Here is a 24,241-nt window from a genome sequence, read left to right as displayed (position 1 = left end):
ACAAAAAGCCGATAACTTCGTAAAAAAAGGTTCGAGAAAAAAGACTTGACAAGGGGCTGAAATCGTTAGAGATTACAGCTTACAGTTCTCGATGCGAGAGAAAAAAACCAAACCCCACCAACCCCACCAACTCACAAAACCAAACTCAACCCGCACGCAACAACGAACCCACGGGAGGTGGCCTGATGGTGCTTGCAAATTAAAGGTTAGGTCATCGTAGTTCAACCAACTTTTTCGGCTGTTTCGCCAACCTACGCGATCGCCTAGTTTCTTTTCAGTCTCCCAATCCACTTTCCCACCAACTGACAGCCAAATTTCTTTCTGGACGCTAAAGCCAAAGCGACCCTGACTATATTTTACCCACAACTGGTCAATCGTGCGTAAATCATCGCAAGGAAACTTCTCAATGTCGTTGTTACTTAACCAACCTTCCTTCTCCCGTCTAGCAGCTTTCAGCATTACCTTTATTGTTTCCTGATCCGCCTCTTTCCATTTCCCCGCCGCCAATAAATCCCGCAGACGAGTATAGTCAACACCCTGCGCTGATTTAAGCGAGTCTGGTGGCGGTGGAGGTGTTTGAGCTGATAATTGAGGCGATCGAGTACCAATATCCTGCAAAACTTCAGTAGCAGATTGATAACGTTTTTTAATAGCAGGTTGTATCATTTTATCTAAAATCTGACCCAGTTCCGAACTGACAGATGTTTTTAAGTGTTCTCGCCACACCCACTCAAACTCGCTATCATCGAATAAATCAATCGGCTCAACCTCAGTTAACAGACACAGACAAGTGACACCCAGACTATAAATATCACTAGCATGAATCGGTTTACCGTTGGCTTGTTCTGGTGCCGTATATCCAGCCGTCCCGATCCTCGTTCCCGTTACCGCTAGAGCCGTTTGTGTCGCATATTTCGCGGCTCCAAAGTCAACTAAAACCAGTTGCCCATCTTGCCTAAGAATAATATTGTCTGGCTTGATATCCCGGTGAATGACTTGGCGGGAGTGAATGAACTCGAATACTGGCAATAAATTATTAAGCAAGTCGCGAATCTGGGTTTCGCTAAAATATCCCTTAGATTCTAGTGTTTGGGCTAAATTTTCACCGTCGATGAATTCTTGGACTAAATACTGCCGTCCATCTTGACTAAAATATGCTAATAAGTCGGGAATTTGAGAATGTTTACCCAACTGTTCTAGGCGTACTGCTTCAAGCTCAAATAACTCAGCAGCTTTCTGGATACTAGAAGTGCCTTGAAGTTGGGGGTAAAATTGTTTAATAACGCAGGGAGGTTTTGATGGTTTATACTCGTCAATAGCTAGAAAAGTGCGCCCAAATCCCCCTTGTCCAATAATTTTTTTGGCTCCGTAGCGATCGCCCAATAGCAGTTTATTCCCACATTTTTGACAGAATTTTGTATAGCCAGACGGATTTTGGAATAGGCAATCAGGGTTGAGACACTGGCTCATAAAATATGCTTAGAGATTAGAGATTAAAGCTCTCGATGCGATGCCAGCGGATATGGTATTAAACGTGAAACAGCAGAGCCGGGTAAGGACATCGCATTGCCTTTCATCGTGTCAACTTAAGTCTGAAACCTTTGTATCTCTCGCTTTTATCCGAGGCCAGATCCCCCTAAATCCCCCTTAAAAAGGGGAGTAGGGGTTGACTTTGATCGGACTCTTGTCCCCCCCTTCTTAAGGGGGGCTAGGGGGGATCTGGCCTCGATGATAAACAGCAGTCTATGACTACGTTTGACCTTAAGTTGAGACTAATAGGCACTGCCTAAGTCCCCACTCAAAACTCGTTAAACTTTTGTCCCGCACTCAGGACAAAACTTATTGCTCGAAACATTCTTCGCGCCGCAACTCGGACAATAAACCAACTCCGCAGATTGCAACTTGCTACGTTCGGGCAAACCAACCATTTGAGCGTTGCTCTTACCTGGAACTACCATCGGATAGCAGTTTTCGTCCCTCGTCACCTTGACGTTCATCAGCACCGGGCCCTCGTGAGCGAGCATTTGACCGATCGCATCTTTGAGTTCCTCCGGCTGCGAAACCAGCATCCCCTTCACGCCATAAGCTTCAGCCAGCATCACAAAATCCGGCATCCCCACAGTCATATTCGACGACGAATAACGCTCCCCATAGAACGCCTGCTGCCACTGCCGCACCATGCCTTGCCAGCCGTTATTTACAATCACAATCTTGACATTAATGCCGTATTGTGCTAATGTTCCCAATTCTTGAATATTCATTTGCACGCTAGCATCGCCAGCAATACAAATCACTTGCTCATTGGGTAGCGCCATTTTCGCGCCCATCGCCGCCGGCACCCCGAAACCCATCGTGCCCAAACCAGCGCTCGAAATCCAGCGACGCGGCCCGTTGTTCAAGAATTGAGCCGACCACATTTGATGTTGACCGACATCTGTTGTGTAGTAAGCATCCGGCGCTTGAGTAGCCAACTCCGAAATCACCTCTTGCGGAGACAAAATGTCTGGGTAATGAGGCACCACTAACGGATAGTCCTGTTTCCACTGATCGATCCTGTGCAGCCATTCCCCAGTCTGTCCGGTTTTCCCCGAAACTCCAGTTTCCCGACAGCGACGCAGCAAATCGAGCAAAACTTGGCGGACATCTCCGACAATCGGCACGTCAGGGCCGCGATTTTTGCCTACTTCCGCCGGGTCGATATCGATGTGAATCACCTTCGCGCGCGCTGCAAACTCGTCTAGTTTTCCCGTCACCCGATCGTCAAACCGAGCCCCTACAGCAATCAGCAAATCGCACTCGGTAACGGCAAAATTAGCGTAAGCAGTGCCGTGCATCCCCAGCATTTTCACCGACAAAGGATGGTGTTCGTCAAAGGCACCTTTGCCCATCAGCGTTGTCGTCACCGGCAATTGGAAAAGTTCGGCCAGTTCCTTAATTTCCTCGTGGGCCCCCGCTGCGATCGCCCCGCCGCCCACATAAAGCAAAGGACGCTTTGCTTCCTGCAGCAAATAGATTGCTTGATTAATTTGCCGAGGATTTCCCTTCACCGTGGGCCGGTAGCCAGGAATTCTCACCGAGCCGGGTTCCACGGGCAGATAGTCAAATTCTTCTAAGCCCACATCCTTGGGCACATCAACCAAGACTGGCCCCGGCCGCCCTGTACTGGCGATGTGGAAAGCTTCTGCCACAATTCGCGCCATATCTCTCGGGTCGCGTACTACATAGGAATGCTTGACAATTGGCAGGGTAATCCCGTAAATATCTGTTTCCTGAAACGCATCAGTGCCGATCGCCGCACGGGGCACCTGACCAGTAATAATTACCATGGGGATCGAATCCATGTGGGCCGTCGCAATCCCCGTCACTAAATTAGTTGCGCCCGGGCCCGAAGTAGCAAAACAAACCCCAACTTTGCCCGTAGCGCGGGCGTATCCGTCAGCCGCGTGAGCAGCGCCTTGTTCGTGGCGCACCAGAATATGTTTGATAGCGCCAGTTTCTTCAGCGCGGTAGAGTTCGTCGTAAAGCGGCAGAATTGCGCCGCCGGGATAACCAAAAATATGCTTGACACCGTGGCGGATCAAGCTGTCAATCAGAGCAAATCCACCAGTTGCACGCCTGATTGTCACTTTAGTTTTTAGTTGCACAGTATTTCCTTCCTTAAACTAATTATGTTTTTTAATGAAAGCTTTTATAGCTTGTAAAACTATAGTCATCTATTACATGACGTGGGAGGCATGAAGTCCCTCCCCTTTCGCTTTTACTTTGAGCGGATTAACCCGCCTCGGCTGAACTACGCAGCTCCCTATCCCATCGCTAAACGCATTTGGGATTGCTTTTCTCAAAATACTATTATAAGACCCGTTAGCATCGGCATTAATCATCTGGCTATATGATACTACCATTGTCTATTGATGTTTACAATCTTAATGATGTTTTATAATACTATAGCGGTTCTCAAGCGTGGTGAGGTATGCCCTATGCCCTATGCCCTATGCCCTATGCCCTATGCCCATGAGTACCTCATATGAGAGATCGAAAGGCTATACTTTAATCTCAATAGTCAAACTCTGAAAATTTGACTGCTGATATTTTACAAAAAGTTTGGCGATCGGGCGGTGTCCGATCGCGAAATTGTGGAACAGCAGAGGCTCAAAAGAAACAGAGGAAATCGCGGTTTCTATGCCGGTTTACCGTGATATGACGCTTGTATAGCATTCTTGATTCGGCATTCGACAAGAAAAACTAATCGTTTGAGCAATTAAGAACGTCCTAATCATCAGGGCGGTTGCTATGTTATGGATCGATCGCGAAAACCAAGCCCTCTTGCTTCTTCCTTCTTGGCAAAGTTCAGAGAACATCCTGCAAGACTTTGCGAGTATGTTTCCAAGCTGCCATGCCCATCACCGAGACCAAAAAGCCCAAACCCAGCAACACGATCCGCAAGCCCAAGTCATCGTCGCCGACGGCATTACTGACAGCATCCGTTAGCGGGCCAGTCAGTGCTAAAGGCAGGCTCAGAGCAATATTAATCGCATTGTTTTCAAATCCAAAGACTTTACCCCGCATAGATTCTGGAGTTTTTTCTTGAATCAGAGCCTGCATCGGGCCGTTAATTAAGGAAGCACCAAAACCGAACAGAGCGCTCAATCCGAATCCCACCCAAAGGTGTCTGGCAAAGGCAAACATTGCTAATACAAAACCCATCATCAAGAAACCGATTAAAGGCAGAGGTTTGTGGTGCATTCGATGACCCCAGTGTCCCAAAAAGGCTGCGCCGAAGACCATTCCAATTCCCGCAGCAGCGAGCAAAAAGCCAAATTGAGTTTCTTTGAGACCTATTTTGCCTGAAAGCGCGATCGCCAGCACCTGAAGCGCCGCAAACACGGAATACAAAATGGTCAACTGCACCATCGCGTTGCTGACAAGGTGATTGTGTTTCACATACCGCAAACCTTCCTTGAGGTCTTGCCAAGGATGGACGTTTTTGCCACTGCTGCCGACATGACCTTCTTTGATCTGCATGGCATAGATCAAACCTGCTGATATCAGGTACAACCCGCCCAGCAAAAACTCTTGAGAAGCTGAGCCGAAGCTGTGTTTGACCCAACTAAACAGCGGTTCGCCGATCGTCATCCCAATAATGATCCCGCCCATTGTGGACGAGGCGAACAGAGCATTTGCTGACATCAGTCCCTCTCGCCCCACGGCCAGGGGGACGGCGGCCGCTTCTGCAGGAGCAAAAAATTGCGTTACGGTAGAGATTAAAAACGTCATCGTCAACAAAACCACAAAAGCTTTGGGCAAAAACGGCAAAGCTACAATCAACCCGGCTCGAATCACGTTGCAGGCGACCAGCATTTGCTTTTTGGAAAAGCGGTCTACCACGATACCGGCTACGGAACCAAAGACGATCGCTGGCACGGTGTAGGCGATCATCACCGCTGACAGCATAGAATTTTCCGAATGTTGCCAAGAAACCGGCCAGGGTCGGTAGTCGCCGGTTTTCAGCAGAATAATCAGCAATACGTAAAAGATTTTATCCGCCACTTGGGCCAATAACTGGCCCGTCCACAAGGCGAGGAAGGGGCGATTTCTCAGTAGGGCATCAAGCCCGCTGCGGTCAGGGGGAGGGCTGGCTGGGTGCATAAGAATAGTTTAACTGACCGCCTCTGGCAATTATAGTTTTCAGCAATATGTGCAAATCTGACATAGCAAAGCGGAAACTCGGAAAACTCCTGTCTCCTGGGTTCTTTTTCTGTTTTAGCAGATCCGTGGCGGAGGGCTTGGGTCTTTTTCACTCTACCGCGATCTATCGGAGCGGAGAGCCCGCGCCTCGGGCCAATGGGAGAATATTGTTAAAGATTGGCGTGCCTCTCATCGCGAGTACAAAATAAGGTAGTATATTTTACAAAATACTTAATACTAGCAGTGATATTAAAAGATGTCACGCGATTTAAGTAATATAACGAAGGTACTAACTGTTAGGAGTGAAAAACTTGAAAAAGGTTGAAGCTATTATTCGCCCCTTTAAACTAGACGAAGTGAAAATCGCACTCGTCAATGCTGGTATTGTGGGGATGACTGTTTCTGAAGTTAGAGGTTTTGGCCGTCAGAAGGGCATGACAGAACGCTATCGCGGTTCTGAGTACACCGTTGAGTTCTTGCAAAAGCTCAAGGTCGAGATTGTTGTGGAAAACGATCAGGTTGACATGGTGGTTGATAAAATTATCGCGGCTTCCCGCACGGGCGAGATTGGCGACGGCAAGATTTTCATCTCTCCTGTAGAACAAATTATTCGGATTCGGACTGGGGAAAAGAACTTGGAGGCAATCTAAGATACTGGGGGCATTGGGCATTGGGCATTGGTATTTGGTAACTGGTCTTTGCCCAGGAAAAACCTATTTCCTGTTTAGTTCTGATACCTAAGTCTCAATATCCAATGCCACAGTGACCGACTGTTTTGGCTTTTTTACTCATTAGGGGTTGACAAGGTTCGCCATTTGTGGTATTAGAGCGTGGAAGGCTCGGCCGCGGTGAGAGTGCGATCGCTTGATATCCGGTGTCATTTCGGCAAAAGTCTGTTGCTGTGTGGGTACGTAGAAAATGGGGTCATATCCGAAACCTCCCGTACCGCGAGGAGTGTGCAGGATTTCGCCCCGACAAATTCCTTCTACTTGCAAGGCAATTGTACCGTCGGGACGAGCGATCGCGATCGCGCAAACAAATTGTGCTTCCCGGTTTTGTTCGCTTCCCATTTCTTTGAGAAGTCGAGATATCCTGTCAGCATCGGTTTTCCCGTAGCGCGCGGAGTAAATCCCAGGTTGGCCGTTGAGTGCATCTACCATTAAACCAGAATCATCGGCGATCGACCATTTGCCCGTTGCTTTTGCGACTTCAGACGCCTTCAAGCAAGCATTAGCAATAAAAGTTTCGCCTGTTTCCTCGATGTCCAACTCTTCCGGTTTGAGCTCCAATTTCCATCCCAAATCCTGAAGATAAACTTGCATTTCCTTGAGTTTACCCGGATTGCCCGTAGCGACAACTAGCAATTTGCGATCGGTCATTATTTCTATTAAAACTTACGGCTCTATATTAACAAAAGATTGGAAAAATGGTTGCAACAAAATTCCCAAAATCTTATCAACATCTTGAATATAGTATTCAATCGGATCGATATAAACAGTAGTTTCCTCCAAAATCAAGAATTTCCAGTTAGTTCCCGTCGTCACCGCGCCGTAAATGCGATCGACCTCACTATCTTGGTTTTGATTGAAACATTGGGCCGCTACCATTGCCGCTACGCATTGACCCAAACCCCCAATGATATCTTCCTTTTTTGCCTCAAAAATTGTTATAACCGGAGCACTGATAAACAATTGTTCTGAAGAACCGCTAATAATATAATCGCAAAATCCTTGCAAGCCTCTTTCTGGATCGACAGTAAAATCCTTACCGGAAAAAAGAGAAACTCGTTTGTTTAACAATCGCCTAACTTCGGCTAAAATCGGGGCAATCAAAAATTCCGATCGAGCTTTTTGTGTGGAAATAAAAGTTGCTAGCGGTACATAATCAATCAGGATTGTTGTTAAAATTTCTGATGGTGAAACTGGTTTTGTGTCGGCAAATAAATTGCGAGTTTCATCTAAGGTTAATCCAAAATCTTTTTTGACTCTCGCCAGACTGAAATCGCTGTAAGCCATTTGCTTTTATCCTAAAATTTATCTGATATAGCAATCCTAAATCAGTTTCAATAACTGGTTAACTGGTTCCCAAGCTCTGCCTGGGAACCGATGTCCAGAGGCTCTGCCTCGGCGGAGACTATGGAGGCAGAGCCTCCGGATATGCGTTACCAGGCAGAGCCTGGTAACGAGTATAATCATTTAGGATTGCTATATAGCAATAGTATTTCATTGGTGAGTAAGATTTTTTTTACCGCAGAGGGCGCAGAGGACGCAGAGAAAGAGAGATTTGATATCGAGTCATCTGCGTTCATCTGCGTTGATCTGCGGTGGAAAAGTCCGATTAATTATGCGCCCAATTTTTCGCCCAGTTTAAGTTTTGCATGACTTCTTTCAATGTCGCTGCTTCTGAATACAGCCGCAACACTGGTTCGGTTCCGCTAAACCGAATTAACAGCCAACTTCCGTCTGCTAAACGAAATTTATATCCGTCCACTTTGTTGCAATCTACAACTGCTTTGCCGGCGATTTCTGTTAAGGGTTGATTTTGCAGCAGGGACAGCAAACGCGACCTTTCTTCCATGTTTGCTAGGTGCAAGTCTATTCTGTCATACGCTGAAGTAAAGCTTGTTTCTTGTTGCAGTCGGCTGTAAATTTCGCTTAAGTCTTCCCCGGATTTGACCACGGCTTCTAATAAGTACAGCGCTGACAGCAAAGCATCTCGTTCGGGTATGTGTGTACCGTAGCCAATTCCTCCTGATTCTTCGCCTCCGACTAAGACTTGGGTGGTTAACATTCGATCGGCTATATACTTGTAACCGATCGGCGTTTCAAATAATGGCAAGTCGTACAGCTTGGCAATTTTGGGAATTATGTCTGAACCGCTGACTGTTTTAATGACTTCCCCGGTCAACCCGCGCCGTTTTGCTAAATGTTCGATTAAGATGGGAACTAAGATTTGTGAACTGAGAAAGTTGCCGCTAGAGTCAACGGCTGCAATTCGATCGCTATCTCCGTCAAATACAAATCCGATGGACAAACCAGAACTTTTTCGCTGGTGAGTACGCATCACCCGAAATAACTGCGACAGGTAGCGCGGCAAAGGTTCGGGTGCACCGCCGCCAAACAGCGGATCTCGATCGCTGTTGACTTCGTGCACTGTTTCTTCTAAAATTTGAGCTAATCCTCCGGCGGCGGCACCGTGCATTACATCTACAAATACTGTAATTTTGCCGCTGGCGATCGCTTCTTTAATCGCCTCAATATCTACCATTTCCCGCAAGGTTTTGCAGTAAGCCGGCCAAGGATTGAAATTCTCTAATTTGCCGGGAGTTGCTGAAATTGCCGCCGGATTTTCGAGTTTTGCTTCTATCTGTTGAGTAACTTCGGGCGAAACTGAACCGCCAAATCCGCCCTTGACTTTTAACCCTAAATATGCACCGGGATTGTGGCTGGCTGTCAGGACGATCGCACCCAAAGCATTTAATTGTTTGGCAGCTAAACTGAAAGCTGGAGTGGGGGCGTAGGATTCGCTCAGCAGCACGTCAAATCCTGCGTTTTGGACGGCAACAGCCGCTGTGAAGGCAAATTCTTCAGCCAGAAATCGGCGGTCGTAACCGACAATTACGGTACCGCTGCTGCCATCGCTGCTGCCGGTTTGTGCGAGAACTTGTGCCGCTAAGGGAGCGACTAACGCTACGCGATCGAATGTAAAATCGTCAGCAATGATGCCGCGCCAGCCATCTGTACCGAATTTGATAGGATTCATTTAGTCACAAGTCATGAGTCACCCGTCTATTTTATGGGTTTATCAGTCGATCGTCATCCGATTTTAGATTTTAGATTTTAGATTGAAGAATTGCGACTGCGGATGAATCTGGGGGCTAGTGACCAAATTGCTCGATCGCTAGCCACCAGGAAAAAAGTGATTGGCTAATGACTAATGACTAATGACTAATGACTAATAACTAATGACTAAAAGAATGCCGGTTGGTGGCGGATCAAATTCAGGAATTCTTCGCGAGTTTTCTGTTCCTCTTGAAACACGCCCAACATGGCACTTGTAACCGTCCAAGCACCAGGTTTTTGCACACCCCGCATCGTCATGCACATATGGCTGGCTTCCATTACTACAGCTACTCCCTGCGGTTCCAATATTGTCTGAACTGCTTCAGCAATCTGGCGTGTCAAACGTTCTTGCACCTGCAATCGGCGGCTGTACATTTCAGCAATTCGGGCTAATTTACTCAATCCCACTACTTTTTGGTTGGGAATGTAAGCGACATGAACTCTACCCATAAACGGCAGCATATGGTGTTCGCACATACTGAATACGCTGATGTCTCGTACCAGTACCATTTCGTTGTGGCCTTCGTCAAAGATAGCGCCGTTGAGGAGTTCTTCTAGGGATTGACTGTAACCGCTGGTGAGAAACCGCATTGCTTCTGCTACCCGTTTTGGGGTTTTGAGCAATCCTTCCCGTTCAGGATCTTCTCCTACTCCCAGCAGCATTGTGCGAACGGCCTCCATCATTTCTTCCATGCCTACTTCTGATGGTTTGGGCACGCTGGATTCTTGACCGTGGGAGGAATTGCGATCGGGTCGAGTTGGGATGCGCGGGGTGTTGTTGTCTGCGGTTTGTAACAGTTTCATGCTGTCAGTCGAGAGAGAGTTCGACCCATTGGAATCGGCGGAAGATGCAATTGTCATAACAAGTTGGTGTGAGGGTGAATCGATTTTCGATTTTCGATTTTAGATTTTCGATTGGGGGATATATAGCCTTTCTCAAAAATGTGAGGTACGAATTTTGACCTGGAAAGCTTGACATTACAGGGTTTCTGTATACCTCATTTATCTGAGAACCGCTATAGCTAGAGATTCAAAGATTGTTGAATTCGAGAAAAATCCAGCAGTCTAAAATCTCAAGTTCACAAAACTCCTGCGTTGGACATGAGCGTGATTTCTTCAATTACTGCACTCGCTGGTAACTGAACTGCGTGCAGAATTGATTGGGCGACGATTTCTGGGGTTAACATGGCGCTGCGATCGAAGTCGGCGTCCACGGTGTCTGTGTCCCACAGGGGAGTGTTGACAGAACCGGGACAGATTGCTGTTACGCGAATTCCGTGAGCCCGTTCTTCGGCGGCTAAGGTTTTAGACAAAGCCATGAGACCAAATTTGCTAACGCAGTAGGCTCCCCAGTTGGGGAAGGCTTGGGTGCCGGCGATCGAGGAAACGTTGATGATGATTCCCGATCGGCGATCGCGCATGGAGGGCAAAACTCCTAAAATGCACTGCCAAACGCTAGTCAGATTGAGGTCTAGAACGCTCTGCCAGTCGGCTAGGGACGTTTCCGTCAAGGAGCCGGTGTAGCCCATGCCAGCGCTGTTTACCAGGATATCTACGGAACCCAATTGAGCTGCGATCGCGCTGATGCTGCTTTGCACTTGCTCAATTTTTGCCAAGTCTAAGGGATAAGCTTCTGCTTTCACTCCGACTTCTCGGGCTGCTGCGGCAACGGCTTCTAAGTTTTCCGACTCTCGGCTAACTAAGGCCAGATTTATGCCTTCGGCGGCGAACGCTAGAGCCGTCGCTTTGCCAATACCGCTGCTGGCTCCGGTAATCAGAGCCTGCTTTGTTGTTGGATGGTTCATTCAGTGTCCTAATACTTTCGCTCGGCAACTCCCTACAGCGTTGCAGCCTTCATCGGCAAATTAGACAACTGTCTGCTGCGGGTGATCACAGTTAATTATGAGATAAACATTAAGAACTGTTAAGCCGTGTCACCTGAGAAATTATAACACTGCTGACAGATCCGCAGAATAATGAGCTGTGAGTTATGAGTTTAAAGTTAAGAATTTTTAACTCATAACTGATAACTCTGAATCGATCGGCTCAAGCCGCAATTTCAGTGAATACACCGATGTGGCGAAATTTTTGATACCGGAGTTCGCGTCGCTGCTGACCCGTAAGCTGGGTTAGTTCTGCTAAGTTTTCTAACAAAGCTTGTTTGAGTATGGACGCAGCTTTGAGGGGATTCGAGTGAGCGCCGCCGATCGGCTCTGGTACTATTTGATCGAGAATGCCGAGGTTTTTCAAATCCCAGGAAGTGATTTTGAGAGCTTCTGCGGCCAAGTTAGCTTTACCGGAGTCTTTCCAGAGAATCGCCGCGCAAGCTTCGGGGGTGGCGACGGTGTAGACGGAATGTTCTAACATTAACAGCCGCTCGCCGACGCCGATACCCAATGCGCCGCCGGATCCGCCTTCGCCGATGACGGTGCAAATAATGGGAACGTCGAGGCGAAACATCTCGCGGAGGTTACAGGCGATCGCCTCTCCCTGTCCAAGCTGTTCTGCTTCTAAGCCCGCCCAAGCCCCCGGAGTGTCGATAAACGTGAAAATTGGCATTCCGAAGCGATCGGCGTGTTCCATCAACCGCAGGGCTTTGCGATAGCCACCGGGAGCCGCCATGCCGAAGTTGCGGGCGATATTGTCTTTAGTGTCGCGCCCTTTTTGATGGCCGATGATGACTGTGGGACGCCCGTCTATGCGGGCAATTCCGCCGACGAGGGCCGGGTCGTCTCCGCCGCGCCGATCGCCGTGAAGCTCGATCCACTCGTCGCTAATTGCCTGAATGTAATCGAGGGTGCTGGGGCGGCGCGGGTGACGGGCCAGTTGCAGCCGCTGCATGGGGGACAAGCTGCTGAAAATTTCTTGTCGCAGTTGGGCGGAACGCGCTTCGAGTTTGCGAATTTCGTCGGTGACATCGACGCTGTTTTCGGCGGCGAGTTCGCGAATCTGGTGAATTCGGGTTTCGAGTTCGGCCAGGGGCTTTTCAAAATCTAAGAGTAAGGGTTTACGGTCTGGGTTTGGCACGCTGATAATTTCTATAAGGTTTTGTCAGGTTTTGTCAGGTTTTGTCGATCGACTATTTCCAGATCCTACCCTGTCAGGGGATGCTGAAAAAGAGAGGAAATTTGGAAGTTTTGAATTTTAAATTTTGTATGAGATCAAATTTGGTCACATCATCATTATTATCATATAGCGCGAGCCGGAAGCTAGCGCTGCACTCCGAAAAATATTATTCCGATGCCAAAGAAAAAGTCAACTATTAAATTTTCAAATTTAACAGTTGACTTTTAACATCAAACTGACATTAATAAAGGTCTGAAACCGTGCTTGACAGAAATATGACCGATTTGCTCCATCTTTTCCACAGTAATTTGATTCCGTCCCCAAGAAAAATTGGTATACATTTTTTCAAATTCCAGTAGCATTGATTCAGCAAAACAGGCAAACAACTGTCGGCCCGGCACATCCATATTGACAATCTTCATGATTTTCCACTCAATATCGAGGGAATGCTCCACAATGCCGCCATTGAGTACGTAAATTCCGGGATGCTGAACCTGAGTTGCCAAATTTTTCGGATAGCCACCGTCAATCAATAAACATGGTTGCTTCAATGTCTTAGGGTCAATTTCTACTCCCTTGGGCATACTGGCTACCCAGACTACAATATCCGCTTGGGGCAGGGCTTCTTCCAAGTCCATAATTTTCCCTCGACCCAATTCTGATTGCAAATCTTGCAATCGTTCTTTGTCGCGGGCGATGAGCAACAATTCTGCTACATTTGTTTTAACATTGAGCCAGCGACACACAGCACTGCCAATATCGCCAGTAGCACCACAAACCGCTACCGTGGCTTTTGAAAGTTCAATCCCCAATTTAGGGGCTGCTTCTTCTACTTGGCGGCAGAGGATGTAAGCTGTGTGAGTGTTACCAGTGGTGAAGCGTTCAAACTCCAACTTGAGATTGCGAATTTGCTTAATTTGCTGCAAGTTGAAAGTCTCAAAAATGATCGAAGAAAAGCCGCCCAAAGCAGTGATGTTAATCCCGTTTTTTTGAGCGTGTGCCATCGCATTAAGGATTTTGCGAGTAGCTGCTTTAATCCGGCGAGTTGCTAGCATTTCTGGCAAAAAACAGGACTCGACATAGCGACCTTCTATTTTTTGTCCAGTGATGCTTGTTACCGTGATCTGATCAACTATTTGGGGCGGTGCGCTGCACCAAAAATCGAGACCTTGATCGGCATATTCTGGATAGCCCAGCTCGTTAGCTACTGATTGGGCGTGTTCTAAGCTGGTTAAGTGACCGATTAGACCAAACATTAAGTTGTCAAATGAAGGAAGATGGAAGGTGGAAGATGGAAGATGGAAGATGGAAGATGGGAAGATTAAAAATTTATATTTTAAAATGAGTTATCCCATTTTTAATTTTTAATTTTTAATTTTTTTCCCATTCCTTATTTCCAAGTTAACTAGGCTGCGAGGCCTTGTGCTGACATCCGCATGATATCGCGGTTGTTAAAGCCTATGTTGCCTAGGGCTTCGCCGTAGGCAATCATAAAGTCTTCGATTAAAGCGTCTTTTTCCATTCCCAAGACGCGGGCATCGTCTGCGACAGAGTTTAGCAGTCTCCAGATGATGGGCAGGTTTTGGCGGTTGGCAGCTTCGAGTTCGGCTTTGGATTCCTCAAAGTGAGCTTGCAGCCAGACTTCCCCAAAGTTGAGGTGGCTGTATTCTTCTTTGACGACGCCTTCGGTGATTTTGCGAGCAAAGTCATCGGCGACGGGGATGTAGATGTTGTAAGCTGCGATCGCAAAACACTCGATAATTAGCGATTGAATCAACAAGCAAGTTACAATCTGACCTTCGGCCGCTGCCGTTTGGAAGTTTCTGTGCAATTCCGAAAAGAACTGCTTGGCAAATGCCATGTCGGGCGTGACTTTAAGATTCCGGCCACAAGCTTGGAAGCCTTTCATGTGGCGGTTCTCCATCTTGGACAAGCCAACTAACTCTGCTTTTTTGTCCGCCAACAGTTCGGCCAGTGTCAGGTAATTATCGTGAGCTTCTTGTTCGCCTTCAATCACAATGGCGTTGATGCGGCTGTAAGCATCTTTGTAAGTTTCGGTTTGAAAGTCAATTGTTGGGCTGGCCTCAAGCTGGGGCATAGATATGTAGTCTCCTTATATAAGCTTGCGGGATGTTGGGAAACCCCTTTAAAATGGGGGGTCAGTGACAGTACACTTTACCTATTTTGAAAGCACCCCATCTAAATCACAGATTATAGCTGAGGATGCTTTCGACAAAGAACTTTTCTTTGACGTTCCGGGAAAAACTGGCGTCAAGCGTGCGTGTTTGCCGGACTTTTGCCGTCGAACACTCCAGAAAGACTATCGCTAGAATGCTATCTATTTACTAATTACTTGAATTAGTCGTTAGTCGATCTTTTGCCCGGAAATAGATGATAGAAATACGGTCTATGTCTCCACCTTTCAGGGTTTTACAGTACCAACTCTATCTATAACATTATATCCTAATCACAACTTCCTCCCTAGGTACTCCTTCTTTCCCTCTACTACTATTATGTTCTTGTATGGGAATCTGGGATGCGATCGGGTTGGAGAACGTCACAGGCTTATTATTTTAGGTTAATTCACAAATTTATGGGTAAATCCTTTGACAGGTCTCATGCGCTGGAACTGCTGAGTTTTATTTTGTTGCTGGCGGGTGCTGCGCTGGTGCTGCTGCCACTGGCTGCTGTATTCTTGGTTTCAATATCACCATCGGGTGTCGGTGTCAAGGCCACAGGCCTGACTTTTGCGAACTATCAGGAGGCTTGGCGACGGGGCAATTTTTTATTGGCATTCTTTAATTCTACTCTAGTGGCGATCGCAGTGACGGGTTTTCAGGTTGTAACTTCTGCTTTGGCCGGTTACGCCTTGGCCAGGCTGAAGTTTCGGGGACGACAGGCCATAGTTTTGGGGGTTTTGGCGACGCTGGTAATTCCGTTTCAGCTTTTGGTGATTCCGATTTTCTTGGTTTTGAAGTGGGGCCATCTGCTGAATACTTACGGGGCGCTGATTTTGCCGACGGCGGCTAACGGTTTTGGGATTTTTCTGCTGCGCCAGTATTTTATGACAATTCCCGCGGAGTTAGAGGAGGCGGCAATGCTGGATGGGGCTAACCGCTGGCAGGTTTTGTGGCAGGTGATGTTACCTTTGGCCCGCCCTGCTTTGGTGACGCTGTTTTTGTTTACGTTTATCGGGGAGTGGAATGATTTGTTTAAGCCGCTGGTGTTTACGACGCGGCCCCAGTTGCGGACTGTGCAGTTGGTTTTGGCTGAGTTTCAGGAACAGTTTACTAGCAGTTGGCAGTTGTTGATGGCGGCGGTGGTAATTGGAACTGTACCGGTGGTGTTGCTGTTTTTGGCCGGTCAGCGACAGTTTATTCGAGGGATTGCGGCAACGGGGATTAAGAATTGAGGTGGAGATGCTTGGCAATTAAGTTTGTAGTCATTTGTTGAACCATTCTCTAGAACAGGCAAGATGCCTGTTCCACAAGAACATTTAGTATTTGTGGAACAGACATTTTGCCTGTTGCTGACATTGGTTAAAGATGTGAGTTTGTAGTCACTCGGCGATTGAAATCGCTACTATAGCAATCCTAAATGATTATACTCGTTACCAGGCAGAGCCTGGTAACGCATATCCGGAGGCTCTGCCTCCATTGTCGCAGCCGAGGCAGAGCAAGAGTGACATCGGTTCCCAGGCAGAGCTTGGGAACCAGTTAACCAGTTATTGAAACTGATTTAGGATTGCTATATAGCAATCCTAAATCATGTGTGAATTTCATACTCCCTCCCCTTACCAAGGGGAGGGTTGGGGTGGGGTAAAACATTTACGACTCTTCCAAGGATTGCTATCTACAAACGAAGTTCACTTTAAGCGGACTAACAGATAAAGGTGATATCAAAGCTGTATTATGTGAATCTATGCAAAAACTCGGTTTATTTTTATTTATCCTATCTTTTCTACCGTGGTTGGCAGTCTTATTTGTTGTGCCATTCCTGCCGCTGGACATTACCCAAAAAACTACTTTATCTGTAGTTTTAGCTGTTGGGGAAAGAACTATTGACCAAATATCGGCGTTATTTGTATCCCTGATATCTGTGGAAAAAAACTCAGAAATTTTAACCGCAGATGAACAGGAATCGACGCAGATAATGAGCCGTGATGTTGGCTTTTATCTGCGGTCAAAGTTGAGCTATTCGCTGAAAATCTGCAAGCGAATAGAGCGTTCTCCGTCTCCGAAATCCACTTCAATTTTTTCTCCCGAAAGACTGTCCAAGCATCCCAAAAGCAACCGCAAATTGGGTGTGCTTGCTCCTGTATCCACGTACAATCTATCTGCCAAACTGCCTAAACGCTTCCATATTGTGTAGAGTTTGACTACTGCTTGTTCTAGCTGTGCGGCTTGTTTGACAACGTCGGCGGTGGTTCCCAAACAGCCTACTCGCAAAGATTCTTCTAAGGCCATTTCCATATCTAAGTGAGACTGATTTAGAGCTTGCACTTGGGCGGCGGCGTCGAGATATTTTGATAAGTTCTTGGCGTCGGATGTTAGCTGTTTGACAGTATCTACGTCGGGATTTTCTGCTACTTCTTTTTGAATTTCGCTTTGGTGAGAGGGGGAGAGTTTCTCCATTTCTTTCACTAAAGGAGCGAGGTAGCGGGAAGGTAGAGAACCGGTAGATGCTTTTTCTTTGACTTCTTCTGGCAATAAATCTGAGTTCATTGCCATCCATTCGTCGGAGAGTTGTTTGACTTCGCGGCGGGTGATGCGATCGCCACTTGCTGCGGCATCTGTTACCATTTGCTGCACTTCGGGTGATGCTTTGGCGGTTTCTACAAAGGCTCTTTTGCTGAAGTTTCTAATGGAATCTGGGTCTAAATCTCCTTGCTGAATCAGAGTGTCGGCACTATTAGCTAATTCTATCAAAGAATAGGCTTGACTTTTGCCAATTTCTCTTTCTTTGAGCCAGTTCAAAAAGCCAGTGCCTCGTCCTTCGCCACCTTTTTTTTCTCTGTCTCTAACTGTTCGGAGAATGCGTCCCCGCCAAATGTCGGTTTGCAAGTCGAAGCGATCGCACACTTTCCAGGCATTGTCAACCTGATTGTCAAAATCAAAGTCTGGTATTTGTTCGTCTTCGGGGTCTGGCAATTGGAAATTGATATCGGTAAAGCCGTTGAGGGCTTCTGCAAGTTCTGCGGGATTTAGGGGGACTTCAGCCATTAGGAAAAAATTGTGTAGTGCAACAGCCGGTTTAATTTGGAACTTGCACGGGTTGACAGTTGAGACGCTATATGTAGCGGTAAGGTAGGCAAGATTTACCTACTAATAGAGCTTTTGTGCAAGTCATATCATTATTGCACGATGGGGGGCGATCGCTACCTGTACAAAAAATCTTCTCCGAGAGTGACCGCACAGCGTCGCAACAATCAAAAAGCCCGTGGCACAGATAGTCGGATATTTTGCAACAAGAACCACTAACCGGATAGTTAAAGGAACTAATTACCCACTACAGCGGCGATACTTTATCGCGTTCAACCTCCTCGCCTGGAGTCGTTTTGCCGTTCAAAGTTGTACCATCACCGGGTAGATTTGTTAATCGATCGCGCTTCCGAAAGCGATCGCGAGTCGAGACAATGACCACATACAGCACCGGCACCATAAACAAACTCAAGAAAGTAGAAACAACCATCCCCCCCGCGATCGCATTCCCTAGCGATCTACGACTTGCGGCCCCCGCACCTTCCGGGTTAATTAGGGGAGCAATCCCCAAAATAAATGATAAAGAAGTCATCAAAATCGGCCGTAAACGCTCTTGAGACGCCTCAACTGCTGCCTTAGTAATTGAATATCCCTGCTCCCGCAACTGGTTAGCAAACTCCACAATTAAAATCGCATTTTTACTTGCCAATCCAATCAACATCACCAAACCAATCTGGCAATAAACATCATTCGCCAACCCCCGCAACGACTGAGCTAAAAGTGCACCTAAAATCGCCAGAGGAACCGACAGCAAAATAATGAAAGGATCGACATAATTTTCGTACTGAGCAGCCAACACCAAGAACACGAAAATCAGCCCCAAACCAAAAATAATGGGTGCTTGACCCCCCGACTCAATTTCTTCTAAAGAACTCCCCGACCATTCATACCCAAAACCCGACGGCAAAACTTGAGCCGACACCTTTTCCATCGATTTTATCGCCTGTCCAGAACTCGATCCCGGAGCCGGAGAGCCACTAATTTCAATTGACCTATATAAATTGTAGTGGTTAACAGTTTGCGCTCCCACCACCGGGGTTATTTTCACCAAATTGCTCAAAGAAATCATTTCATTTTTTCCAGAGCGGACATACAACTTACTAATATCTTCAGGGTTATCACGAAACTGTTTATCCGCCTGAACATACACCCGATAATTGCGCTGCTGCAGATTAAAATCATTCACATACTGAGAACCCAGAGCCGTTTGTAACGTACTGAAAACATCATTAATCGGAATATCTAGAGCCTTAGCTCGATTCCGGTCAACTTCCACAACTAACTGAGGCGTATTCGCCGCAAACGTACTAAATACCGCCTGCAATCCGGGCGTCTGATTCGCCTGCTTTAAAATCCCGCCCATCGCCTGAACTAGAGAATCTAAACCGCTGTTACCTTTGCGGTCTTGCAATTGAAATTGGAAGCCTCCAAATTGACCTAAACCTTGAATAGCCGGCGGATTCACAGGGAAAATTCTAGCTTCTGGAATCGAGAAAAACTTACCCTGCAATTTACCAATAATCGCTTGTACAGTTTGATCTTCACCTTCCCTTTCTTTCCAGGGTTTAAGGGTAGTAAATATAATCCCCTGATTGGAACTATTACCACTAAAACCAAAGCCACCCACTGAAAAAGTCCCGACAACTTCAGGAAGTTTGAGGATTTCTTGTTCTACTTGATCCATTACTTTCTGAGTGTATTGCAGCGAAACGCCTTGAGGCCCTTGAATAATTGTCAGAAAATAGCCCTGGTCTTCCTCTGGGATAAATGCGGTGGGTACTGCTAAATAAAGCCAAGCGGTGAATCCCAGAGAAGCAATAAACAACAGGGTAACAAGGGTTTTAAATCTTGTTAAGAATATTAAGGACTCTCTATATTTCTTTTGTATCCAATCAAGAAAAATGTTAATGCGGTTAAACACCCAACCCAACGGGCCACCAAACTTCTTACCTGGGCGCAGTAATATAGCGGCAAGTGAGGGAGTAAGAGTAACCGCCATAAAGGTAGAAATGAGCACTGAAAAAGCAATTGTCAGAGCAAATTGTTTATAGAGTGCTCCCGTTGTCCCTGGGAAAAATGCCACTGGTATGAACACGGCCATCAATACTAAGGAAGTGGCTATTACAGCACTAAAAAGTTCCCGCATTGACTCGGAAGCTGCTTGGCGGGCATTCATACCTTGGCGGACTAGACGGTCAATATTTTCGACTACGATGATAGCGTCATCAACCACTAAACCTGTTGCTAAGGTAAGACCAAATAGAGACAAACTGTTAATCGTAAATCCGAAAGCTTTGATAAAGGCAAATGTCCCAATCAAGGAAATGGGAATTGTGATGGTGGGAATAATCGTAGTGCGCCAATCTTGCAGGAAAACAAAAATAACTATCACCACTAGCAAGACTGCTTCAAACAGAGTTTTGACTACTTCTGCCATTGACTCTTGGACAAATTGAGTCGTATCTAGTGCGGTTCTATGTATCACCCCCGGAGGGAAGTTTTTCGCTAATTTCTCCATTTTTGATTTGACGGCTTGGGCAACATTTAGAGCATTACTTCCGGGTAATTGGTAAATCCCTAAACCCACCGCGTCATTACCTCGGAATCGCAGGAAAGAGTTATAATTTTCTGCTCCTAATTCTGCTCTACCGACATCTTTTAACTTAACTAAAGTTCCATTTGCTTCGCTTTTAATAACTATGTCTTCAAATTCTGTGGGGCTTTTGAGACGACTTTCTGCACTCAAATCAATCTGATACATTTGCCCTTCTGGGGCGGGTTCTTGACCAATTCTTCCTACTCCAACTTGCAAGTTTTGTTCGTTAATTGCTCTTGTTACATCTTGCATTGTTAGATTACGAGCCGCTAATTTATTGGGGTCGATCCACAGGCGCATAGCATAGCGTCTTTCCCCAAAAATTCGCACGTCGCCCACGCCTTTTACTCTCTTTAAAGTGTCTGCTAAATAGAGATCGGCGTAGTTGCTTAAAAATATGGTATCGTATTCTTTATTTTCGGTAAATAATCCTATAGCCAGCAGTAGGCTGTTAGATTGTTTTGTAACTGTAACTCCTGTGCGTTGTACGGCATCGGGGAGTTGTGGCTGAGCGACTGCAACTCGATTTTGCACATCGACGGCGGCGATATCTTTGTCGCGGGAAGTATCAAAGGTGGCTGTAATGGTGCTAGTTCCACTGTTAGTGCTACTGGAAGTTAGATATTTCAGTCCTTCAATGCCGTTGATTTGCCTTTCTAGGATGTTTGTTACCGCATTTTCGACAACTTCAGCATTGGCACCGCTATAGTTGGCTGTGACGTTGATTTGGGTGGGGCTGATGTCGGGGAAGCGTTCGATCGGCAATGTGGGAATGCTTATTGCGCCTACCAAAACAATAATTAAGGCGCAGACGCTAGCAAAGACTGGTCGTTTAATAAAGAAATCTGCAAACATTATTTGGGTAATGGGTAGTTGTTAGTTGATAATTGCTAATTCCTAATTGCACTTGCGTCAAAAATTAAAATAGCCCCCTTTTTTAGAGCGGAGCAATCAAGTAGTTTCACGTAAGGTACGTAGTTGCCCTTTAGCGCTCTTAATTTACCTATTAAGAGCGCTAAAGCGCAACAACATACCTTATTTTTGGCTTGCTAATGGTAATTTTTCCCCTGCTCCTTTCCCTTCCTCTTGAGCCATAATGGGAGCGCCGTCTGTCAAGTTAAGGATGCCTGCGGTAACAATTTTTTCGCCGGCTTTCAAACCTTCGATAACTTGATAATTATTCCCCTGAATGGCTCCCAATTTCACGGGCTTTTGCCGCGCTACTAAAGGTGGCATTCCAGGTTTTGGCTGTTCCGGCTTTTGAGCTGTGAAGACAAAAGTTTCCCCACCTAAGCGAGTAACTGCTGTTACTGGAACTAAAATTCCGGGGTTCTGTTTCCAGATGACTTTAGCTTTTACAAACTGGAGATTAAGCAGTTCGCCGGTGGGGTTGGGAAAGGTGGCTTTAGCTAAAATTGTTTGGGAATTGGCGCTGACGTTCGGGGAGATAAAGCTGATTTGACCTTGGGCGATCGCCTTACCTTGAGCATCGAGCATTTGTACTGGCAACCCTAAGCGTAATTGAGGCATCCGTTCCAAAGGAATTGATAACCGCAAGTCTAGCAATTGGTTCTCTGTCAGGGTGGCGATAGCGTTGCCTTTTTGCAAGTAATCACCTACTTTCACTGGTATGTCGCCGATGACTCCTGCGAAGGGCGCGGTGACCGCAGTTTCTTGTAGTTGTACTTCAAAGCCGCGCACTTGAGCGGCGGCCTGGGCAACTTGCGCTTCAGCTTGATCGAGCTGTTCTTGGCGAGTGCCGTTGGCTAACTGGGCTAATCTACTCTTGGCTTGTGCGACTTCTGCTTCGGCTTTGGCTATTTCCTCTGGGCGCGAACCGTTTTGCAATTGTCGCAAAGCTTGCCGCTGCTGTTGCAAGGCTGCTGTGCGACGCTCGATCTCGGCTTGTCTGTTCTTTTGTCGCTGCTCAAACCGCCTTTGAGCTTCTCGGAGATTGGCTTTGGCGCTGCCTTCTTTTTGGGTGTATTGCTCAAGGGTGTTCGCGGATTCGGCGCCTTCTTTTGCCAAGGCCTCATATCTGGCAAGTTGCTGGCTGGCTAACTTTGCTTCGGCTGTGCTTGCTTCTATTTGCGCTCTTGCTTGGGCGATTTCTTCTAAGAGGCTACCTGTTTCGGCATCGGCGAGGTCGGCTTCAGCTTGGCTAACGCGGGCTTGGGCTTGACCAATTTCTTCTGGCCGAGAGCCCGATCGCAGTTGAGCGAGGTTGGCTTGGGCTTGGGCGACTTGGGCTTGAGCTTGGGCGATTTCTTCGGGCCTGGCTCCTGCTTGCAATTCGGCTAAGTGGGATTGAGCGCGGATCAGGTTGGCTTGGGATTGCCTCAAGTCAGCTTGGGCGCTGTCGCTTTTCATGCGGGCGATGGCTTGCCCTTGATTTATGAAGTCGCCGGCTTTGACAAAAATCTCCGTGACTAGCCCTTCTGCTTCGGGTTTGATTTGTACCGAACGCTTGGCTTCTAAGCTGCTAACAAATTCGGAAGCATCTTCGACTGAGCTGGTTTGTACGGCTGCGATCTTGACTGGTATGCCTGGGGGTTGGGCGGCGGCTGCCTGTTGCGGTGCGCGAGTCTGGCCTGATTGCCACGAGTACCAGCCGAAACCTGCTGCGCCTGTGGCGATCGCGATCGCGGCAATTAGAGGCCAGCGCGATCGTGGTTTAGCAACAGGTTCCGGGCGATCGACAACGGCGGGAAAATCCTCTGGTAGATCGCTGTCTGCATCGGTTGGGTGCAGTTCGGGTGTGGCAGGTTTTTGCTCTTCTGTTTCAACGACGGATTCTGGGGATTTAGAATAACTCATGGGCAGCACCACTTAGATTTTTTTTAACTTCTGACTGAGACTTGGGCGAAATCTTTGATTCTCCGGCGTTCCCCTCCAACAAGGGGGAATAATGACAAGGGATTTTAAACAGGATGGAATCGGGAAAGTCTCTTTTTAATGGGGTTGGGGTATGTGCAGGGCTTTAGTCTCATCACAGTTAGCCAAGCCTAGGGGTGATTATTTTTAGGAAAGCTTCTTGTTATTTCTCAAAAGTTACGATGGCAGGAATGATTGCACATCCTTCTTACGAGTCACCTGAGTGGGTGAGTTGGAAGGATTTTCCCTTGGATTCAGCGGATTCAGCGGAGGTTGGGGAGTCACGCACTCGGGCGATCGCACTTTTTTCCTTGGCTAGTTGCTCGGTTAACCACTCAATCTCTGACGCCAGCACTGACTCGCAGCGATCGCGAGAAGCAAATTGATAGTCGTCCGTTAGTGGATATTCGCTCTTGAGGCTTTCGATGTAGTCTTGACGGGTGTAACAGGCTCGCAAGCGGTGTTCCAATAGCTTCAGCCGTTCTGCTGGTTCTAAGTCGCCAAAAAAGAAAAACTTAATTTGGAACCGGGAACCACTGTTAACCCAGCTTTCTTGAGGGTGTTCGAGCATTTTTTGCCGCCAGAGTTCGCGCCCTTGGGCGGTAATTCCGTAGATTTTGCGCTGACAGCCCGCATCTCCGGCTTCTTCGGCAATTGTCGCAATCTGGCCTCGCTCTTCCAAGCGCTTCAGGAGTGGGTAAATCGCTCCATAGTTGACGCTGATGCAACTGCTCATAAACAGCTCCAGTTTTTGCTTTAGCCGATAGCCGTGCATGGGTTGCAACTGTAGCAGTCCAAGTGCTGATAATTCAAGCATTTATATCAAGTTGATATTATAGTCTGGATTATATCACTATATCGGACTCAAGCGCGATCGGGTCAATCGATTTTAGATTTTAGATTTTCGATTTTCGATT

18 protein-coding genes and 1 pseudogene are annotated in these 24,241 nt (G+C 47.0%); 3 read left to right on the top strand and 16 right to left on the bottom strand.

The window, feature by feature from the left end; translation table 11 throughout:
- Positions 1–72: 72 nt before the first annotated feature.
- The 4 genes and pseudogenes from QT987_RS06690 to QT987_RS06675 all read right to left on the bottom strand — a co-directional run bounded on the left by QT987_RS06690 (position 73) and on the right by QT987_RS06675 (position 5,646).
- Positions 73–1,470, bottom strand: coding sequence for a serine/threonine-protein kinase (locus QT987_RS06690; protein WP_333238388.1), 1,398 nt, complete (start codon positions 1,468–1,470; stop codon positions 73–75).
- A gap of 338 nt (positions 1,471–1,808) precedes the next feature.
- Positions 1,809–3,644 carry a biosynthetic-type acetolactate synthase large subunit gene (gene ilvB / locus QT987_RS06685; protein ID WP_333238385.1) on the bottom strand — a complete coding sequence of 612 codons (1,836 nt, stop codon included), beginning with the start codon at positions 3,642–3,644 and terminating at the stop codon, positions 1,809–1,811.
- Positions 3,645–3,716: 72 nt separating this feature from the next.
- Positions 3,717–3,893 (bottom strand): annotated as a pseudogene (locus tag QT987_RS06680) (RNA-guided endonuclease TnpB family protein); the annotation flags it as partial.
- Positions 3,894–4,347: 454 nt separating this feature from the next.
- On the bottom strand, positions 4,348–5,646 hold the full coding sequence (locus tag QT987_RS06675; protein WP_333051525.1) for an MFS transporter: 1,299 nt from the start codon (positions 5,644–5,646) through the stop codon (positions 4,348–4,350).
- Positions 5,647–5,996: 350 nt separating this feature from the next.
- Between QT987_RS06675 and QT987_RS06670 the strand changes: the two genes are divergently transcribed.
- Positions 5,997–6,335 (top strand): P-II family nitrogen regulator, encoded by a 339-nt coding sequence (locus QT987_RS06670; RefSeq protein WP_006633346.1) that lies wholly within the window; start codon positions 5,997–5,999, stop codon positions 6,333–6,335.
- 141 nt (positions 6,336–6,476) lie between these two features.
- Here QT987_RS06670 and rdgB read toward each other — a convergent pair whose 3' ends face one another.
- The 8 genes from rdgB to QT987_RS06630 form a co-directional block, all read right to left on the bottom strand.
- Positions 6,477–7,064 carry an RdgB/HAM1 family non-canonical purine NTP pyrophosphatase gene (rdgB, locus tag QT987_RS06665; RefSeq protein WP_333238383.1) on the bottom strand — a complete coding sequence of 196 codons (588 nt, stop codon included), beginning with the start codon at positions 7,062–7,064 and terminating at the stop codon, positions 6,477–6,479.
- A 15-nt stretch (positions 7,065–7,079) separates the two neighbouring features.
- Complete coding sequence (locus QT987_RS06660; RefSeq protein ID WP_333238381.1) at positions 7,080–7,700, bottom strand: hypothetical protein; 621 nt, start codon at positions 7,698–7,700, stop codon at positions 7,080–7,082.
- A 322-nt stretch (positions 7,701–8,022) separates the two neighbouring features.
- The gene (locus QT987_RS06655) at positions 8,023–9,447 is read right to left on the bottom strand and encodes a phosphoglucomutase/phosphomannomutase family protein (RefSeq protein WP_333238379.1); all 1,425 of its coding nucleotides are present in this window, start codon (positions 9,445–9,447) and stop codon (positions 8,023–8,025) included.
- A gap of 206 nt (positions 9,448–9,653) precedes the next feature.
- Entirely contained in the window at positions 9,654–10,388 is a 735-nt protein-coding gene (folE, locus tag QT987_RS06650; protein ID WP_333051519.1) for a GTP cyclohydrolase I FolE, read from the bottom strand.
- A 218-nt stretch (positions 10,389–10,606) separates the two neighbouring features.
- Positions 10,607–11,332 (bottom strand): SDR family oxidoreductase, encoded by a 726-nt coding sequence (locus QT987_RS06645; protein ID WP_333238377.1) that lies wholly within the window; start codon positions 11,330–11,332, stop codon positions 10,607–10,609.
- 241 nt (positions 11,333–11,573) lie between these two features.
- Positions 11,574–12,554: an acetyl-CoA carboxylase carboxyl transferase subunit alpha gene (gene accA / locus QT987_RS06640; protein WP_333238375.1), complete on the bottom strand. Its 981-nt coding sequence runs from the start codon at positions 12,552–12,554 to the stop codon at positions 11,574–11,576.
- A gap of 269 nt (positions 12,555–12,823) precedes the next feature.
- Positions 12,824–13,849, bottom strand: a complete 1,026-nt coding sequence (locus QT987_RS06635) for a long-chain acyl-[acyl-carrier-protein] reductase (RefSeq protein WP_333051513.1) — start codon at positions 13,847–13,849, stop codon at positions 12,824–12,826.
- A 149-nt stretch (positions 13,850–13,998) separates the two neighbouring features.
- Positions 13,999–14,691 carry an aldehyde oxygenase (deformylating) gene (locus tag QT987_RS06630; protein ID WP_333051511.1) on the bottom strand — a complete coding sequence of 231 codons (693 nt, stop codon included), beginning with the start codon at positions 14,689–14,691 and terminating at the stop codon, positions 13,999–14,001.
- 64 nt (positions 14,692–14,755) lie between these two features.
- Here QT987_RS06630 and QT987_RS06625 point away from each other — a divergent pair, with 64 nt between their 5' ends.
- Both QT987_RS06625 and QT987_RS06620 read left to right on the top strand, forming a co-directional pair.
- Complete coding sequence (locus tag QT987_RS06625; RefSeq protein ID WP_333238373.1) at positions 14,756–14,923, top strand: hypothetical protein; 168 nt, start codon at positions 14,756–14,758, stop codon at positions 14,921–14,923.
- 263 nt (positions 14,924–15,186) lie between these two features.
- Positions 15,187–16,005, top strand: a complete 819-nt coding sequence (locus tag QT987_RS06620) for a carbohydrate ABC transporter permease (protein ID WP_333238370.1) — start codon at positions 15,187–15,189, stop codon at positions 16,003–16,005.
- Positions 16,006–16,786: 781 nt separating this feature from the next.
- Here QT987_RS06620 and QT987_RS06615 read toward each other — a convergent pair.
- The 4 genes from QT987_RS06615 to QT987_RS06600 form a co-directional block, all read right to left on the bottom strand.
- Positions 16,787–17,815: a hypothetical protein gene (locus QT987_RS06615; RefSeq protein WP_333238368.1), complete on the bottom strand. Its 1,029-nt coding sequence runs from the start codon at positions 17,813–17,815 to the stop codon at positions 16,787–16,789.
- A 286-nt stretch (positions 17,816–18,101) separates the two neighbouring features.
- Positions 18,102–21,305 (bottom strand): efflux RND transporter permease subunit, encoded by a 3,204-nt coding sequence (locus QT987_RS06610; RefSeq protein WP_333238366.1) that lies wholly within the window; start codon positions 21,303–21,305, stop codon positions 18,102–18,104.
- Positions 21,306–21,485: 180 nt separating this feature from the next.
- Entirely contained in the window at positions 21,486–23,267 is a 1,782-nt protein-coding gene (locus QT987_RS06605; RefSeq protein WP_333238364.1) for an efflux RND transporter periplasmic adaptor subunit, read from the bottom strand.
- Positions 23,268–23,532: 265 nt separating this feature from the next.
- On the bottom strand, positions 23,533–24,141 hold the full coding sequence (locus QT987_RS06600) for a PadR family transcriptional regulator (protein WP_333238362.1): 609 nt from the start codon (positions 24,139–24,141) through the stop codon (positions 23,533–23,535).
- Between the last annotated feature and the right edge of the window lie 100 nt (positions 24,142–24,241).

The sequence above is a fragment of the Microcoleus sp. SVA1B4 genome, assembly GCF_036700545.1.
In the GTDB taxonomy this organism is placed as follows: domain Bacteria; phylum Cyanobacteriota; class Cyanobacteriia; order Cyanobacteriales; family Microcoleaceae; genus Microcoleus.
Note: the sequence above shows the minus strand (reverse complement) of the source record. Positions and strands in the feature narration are given on the sequence as shown.

Coding starts and splice junctions, on each gene's coding strand:
- QT987_RS06690 (WP_333238388.1), bottom strand. CDS start 1,470: ATGAGCCAGTGTCTCAACCCTGATTGCCTATTCCAAAATCCGTCTGGC.
- QT987_RS06675 (WP_333051525.1), bottom strand. CDS start 5,646: ATGCACCCAGCCAGCCCTCCCCCTGACCGCAGCGGGCTTGATGCCCTA.
- rdgB (WP_333238383.1), bottom strand. CDS start 7,064: ATGACCGATCGCAAATTGCTAGTTGTCGCTACGGGCAATCCGGGTAAA.
- QT987_RS06660 (WP_333238381.1), bottom strand. CDS start 7,700: ATGGCTTACAGCGATTTCAGTCTGGCGAGAGTCAAAAAAGATTTTGGA.
- QT987_RS06655 (WP_333238379.1), bottom strand. CDS start 9,447: ATGAATCCTATCAAATTCGGTACAGATGGCTGGCGCGGCATCATTGCT.
- folE (WP_333051519.1), bottom strand. CDS start 10,388: ATGACAATTGCATCTTCCGCCGATTCCAATGGGTCGAACTCTCTCTCG.
- QT987_RS06645 (WP_333238377.1), bottom strand. CDS start 11,332: ATGAACCATCCAACAACAAAGCAGGCTCTGATTACCGGAGCCAGCAGC.
- QT987_RS06635 (WP_333051513.1), bottom strand. CDS start 13,849: ATGTTTGGTCTAATCGGTCACTTAACCAGCTTAGAACACGCCCAATCA.
- QT987_RS06630 (WP_333051511.1), bottom strand. CDS start 14,691: ATGCCCCAGCTTGAGGCCAGCCCAACAATTGACTTTCAAACCGAAACT.
- QT987_RS06620 (WP_333238370.1), top strand. CDS start 15,187: ATGGGTAAATCCTTTGACAGGTCTCATGCGCTGGAACTGCTGAGTTTT.
- QT987_RS06615 (WP_333238368.1), bottom strand. CDS start 17,815: ATGGCTGAAGTCCCCCTAAATCCCGCAGAACTTGCAGAAGCCCTCAAC.
- QT987_RS06610 (WP_333238366.1), bottom strand. CDS start 21,305: ATGTTTGCAGATTTCTTTATTAAACGACCAGTCTTTGCTAGCGTCTGC.
- QT987_RS06605 (WP_333238364.1), bottom strand. CDS start 23,267: ATGAGTTATTCTAAATCCCCAGAATCCGTCGTTGAAACAGAAGAGCAA.
- QT987_RS06600 (WP_333238362.1), bottom strand. CDS start 24,141: ATGCTTGAATTATCAGCACTTGGACTGCTACAGTTGCAACCCATGCAC.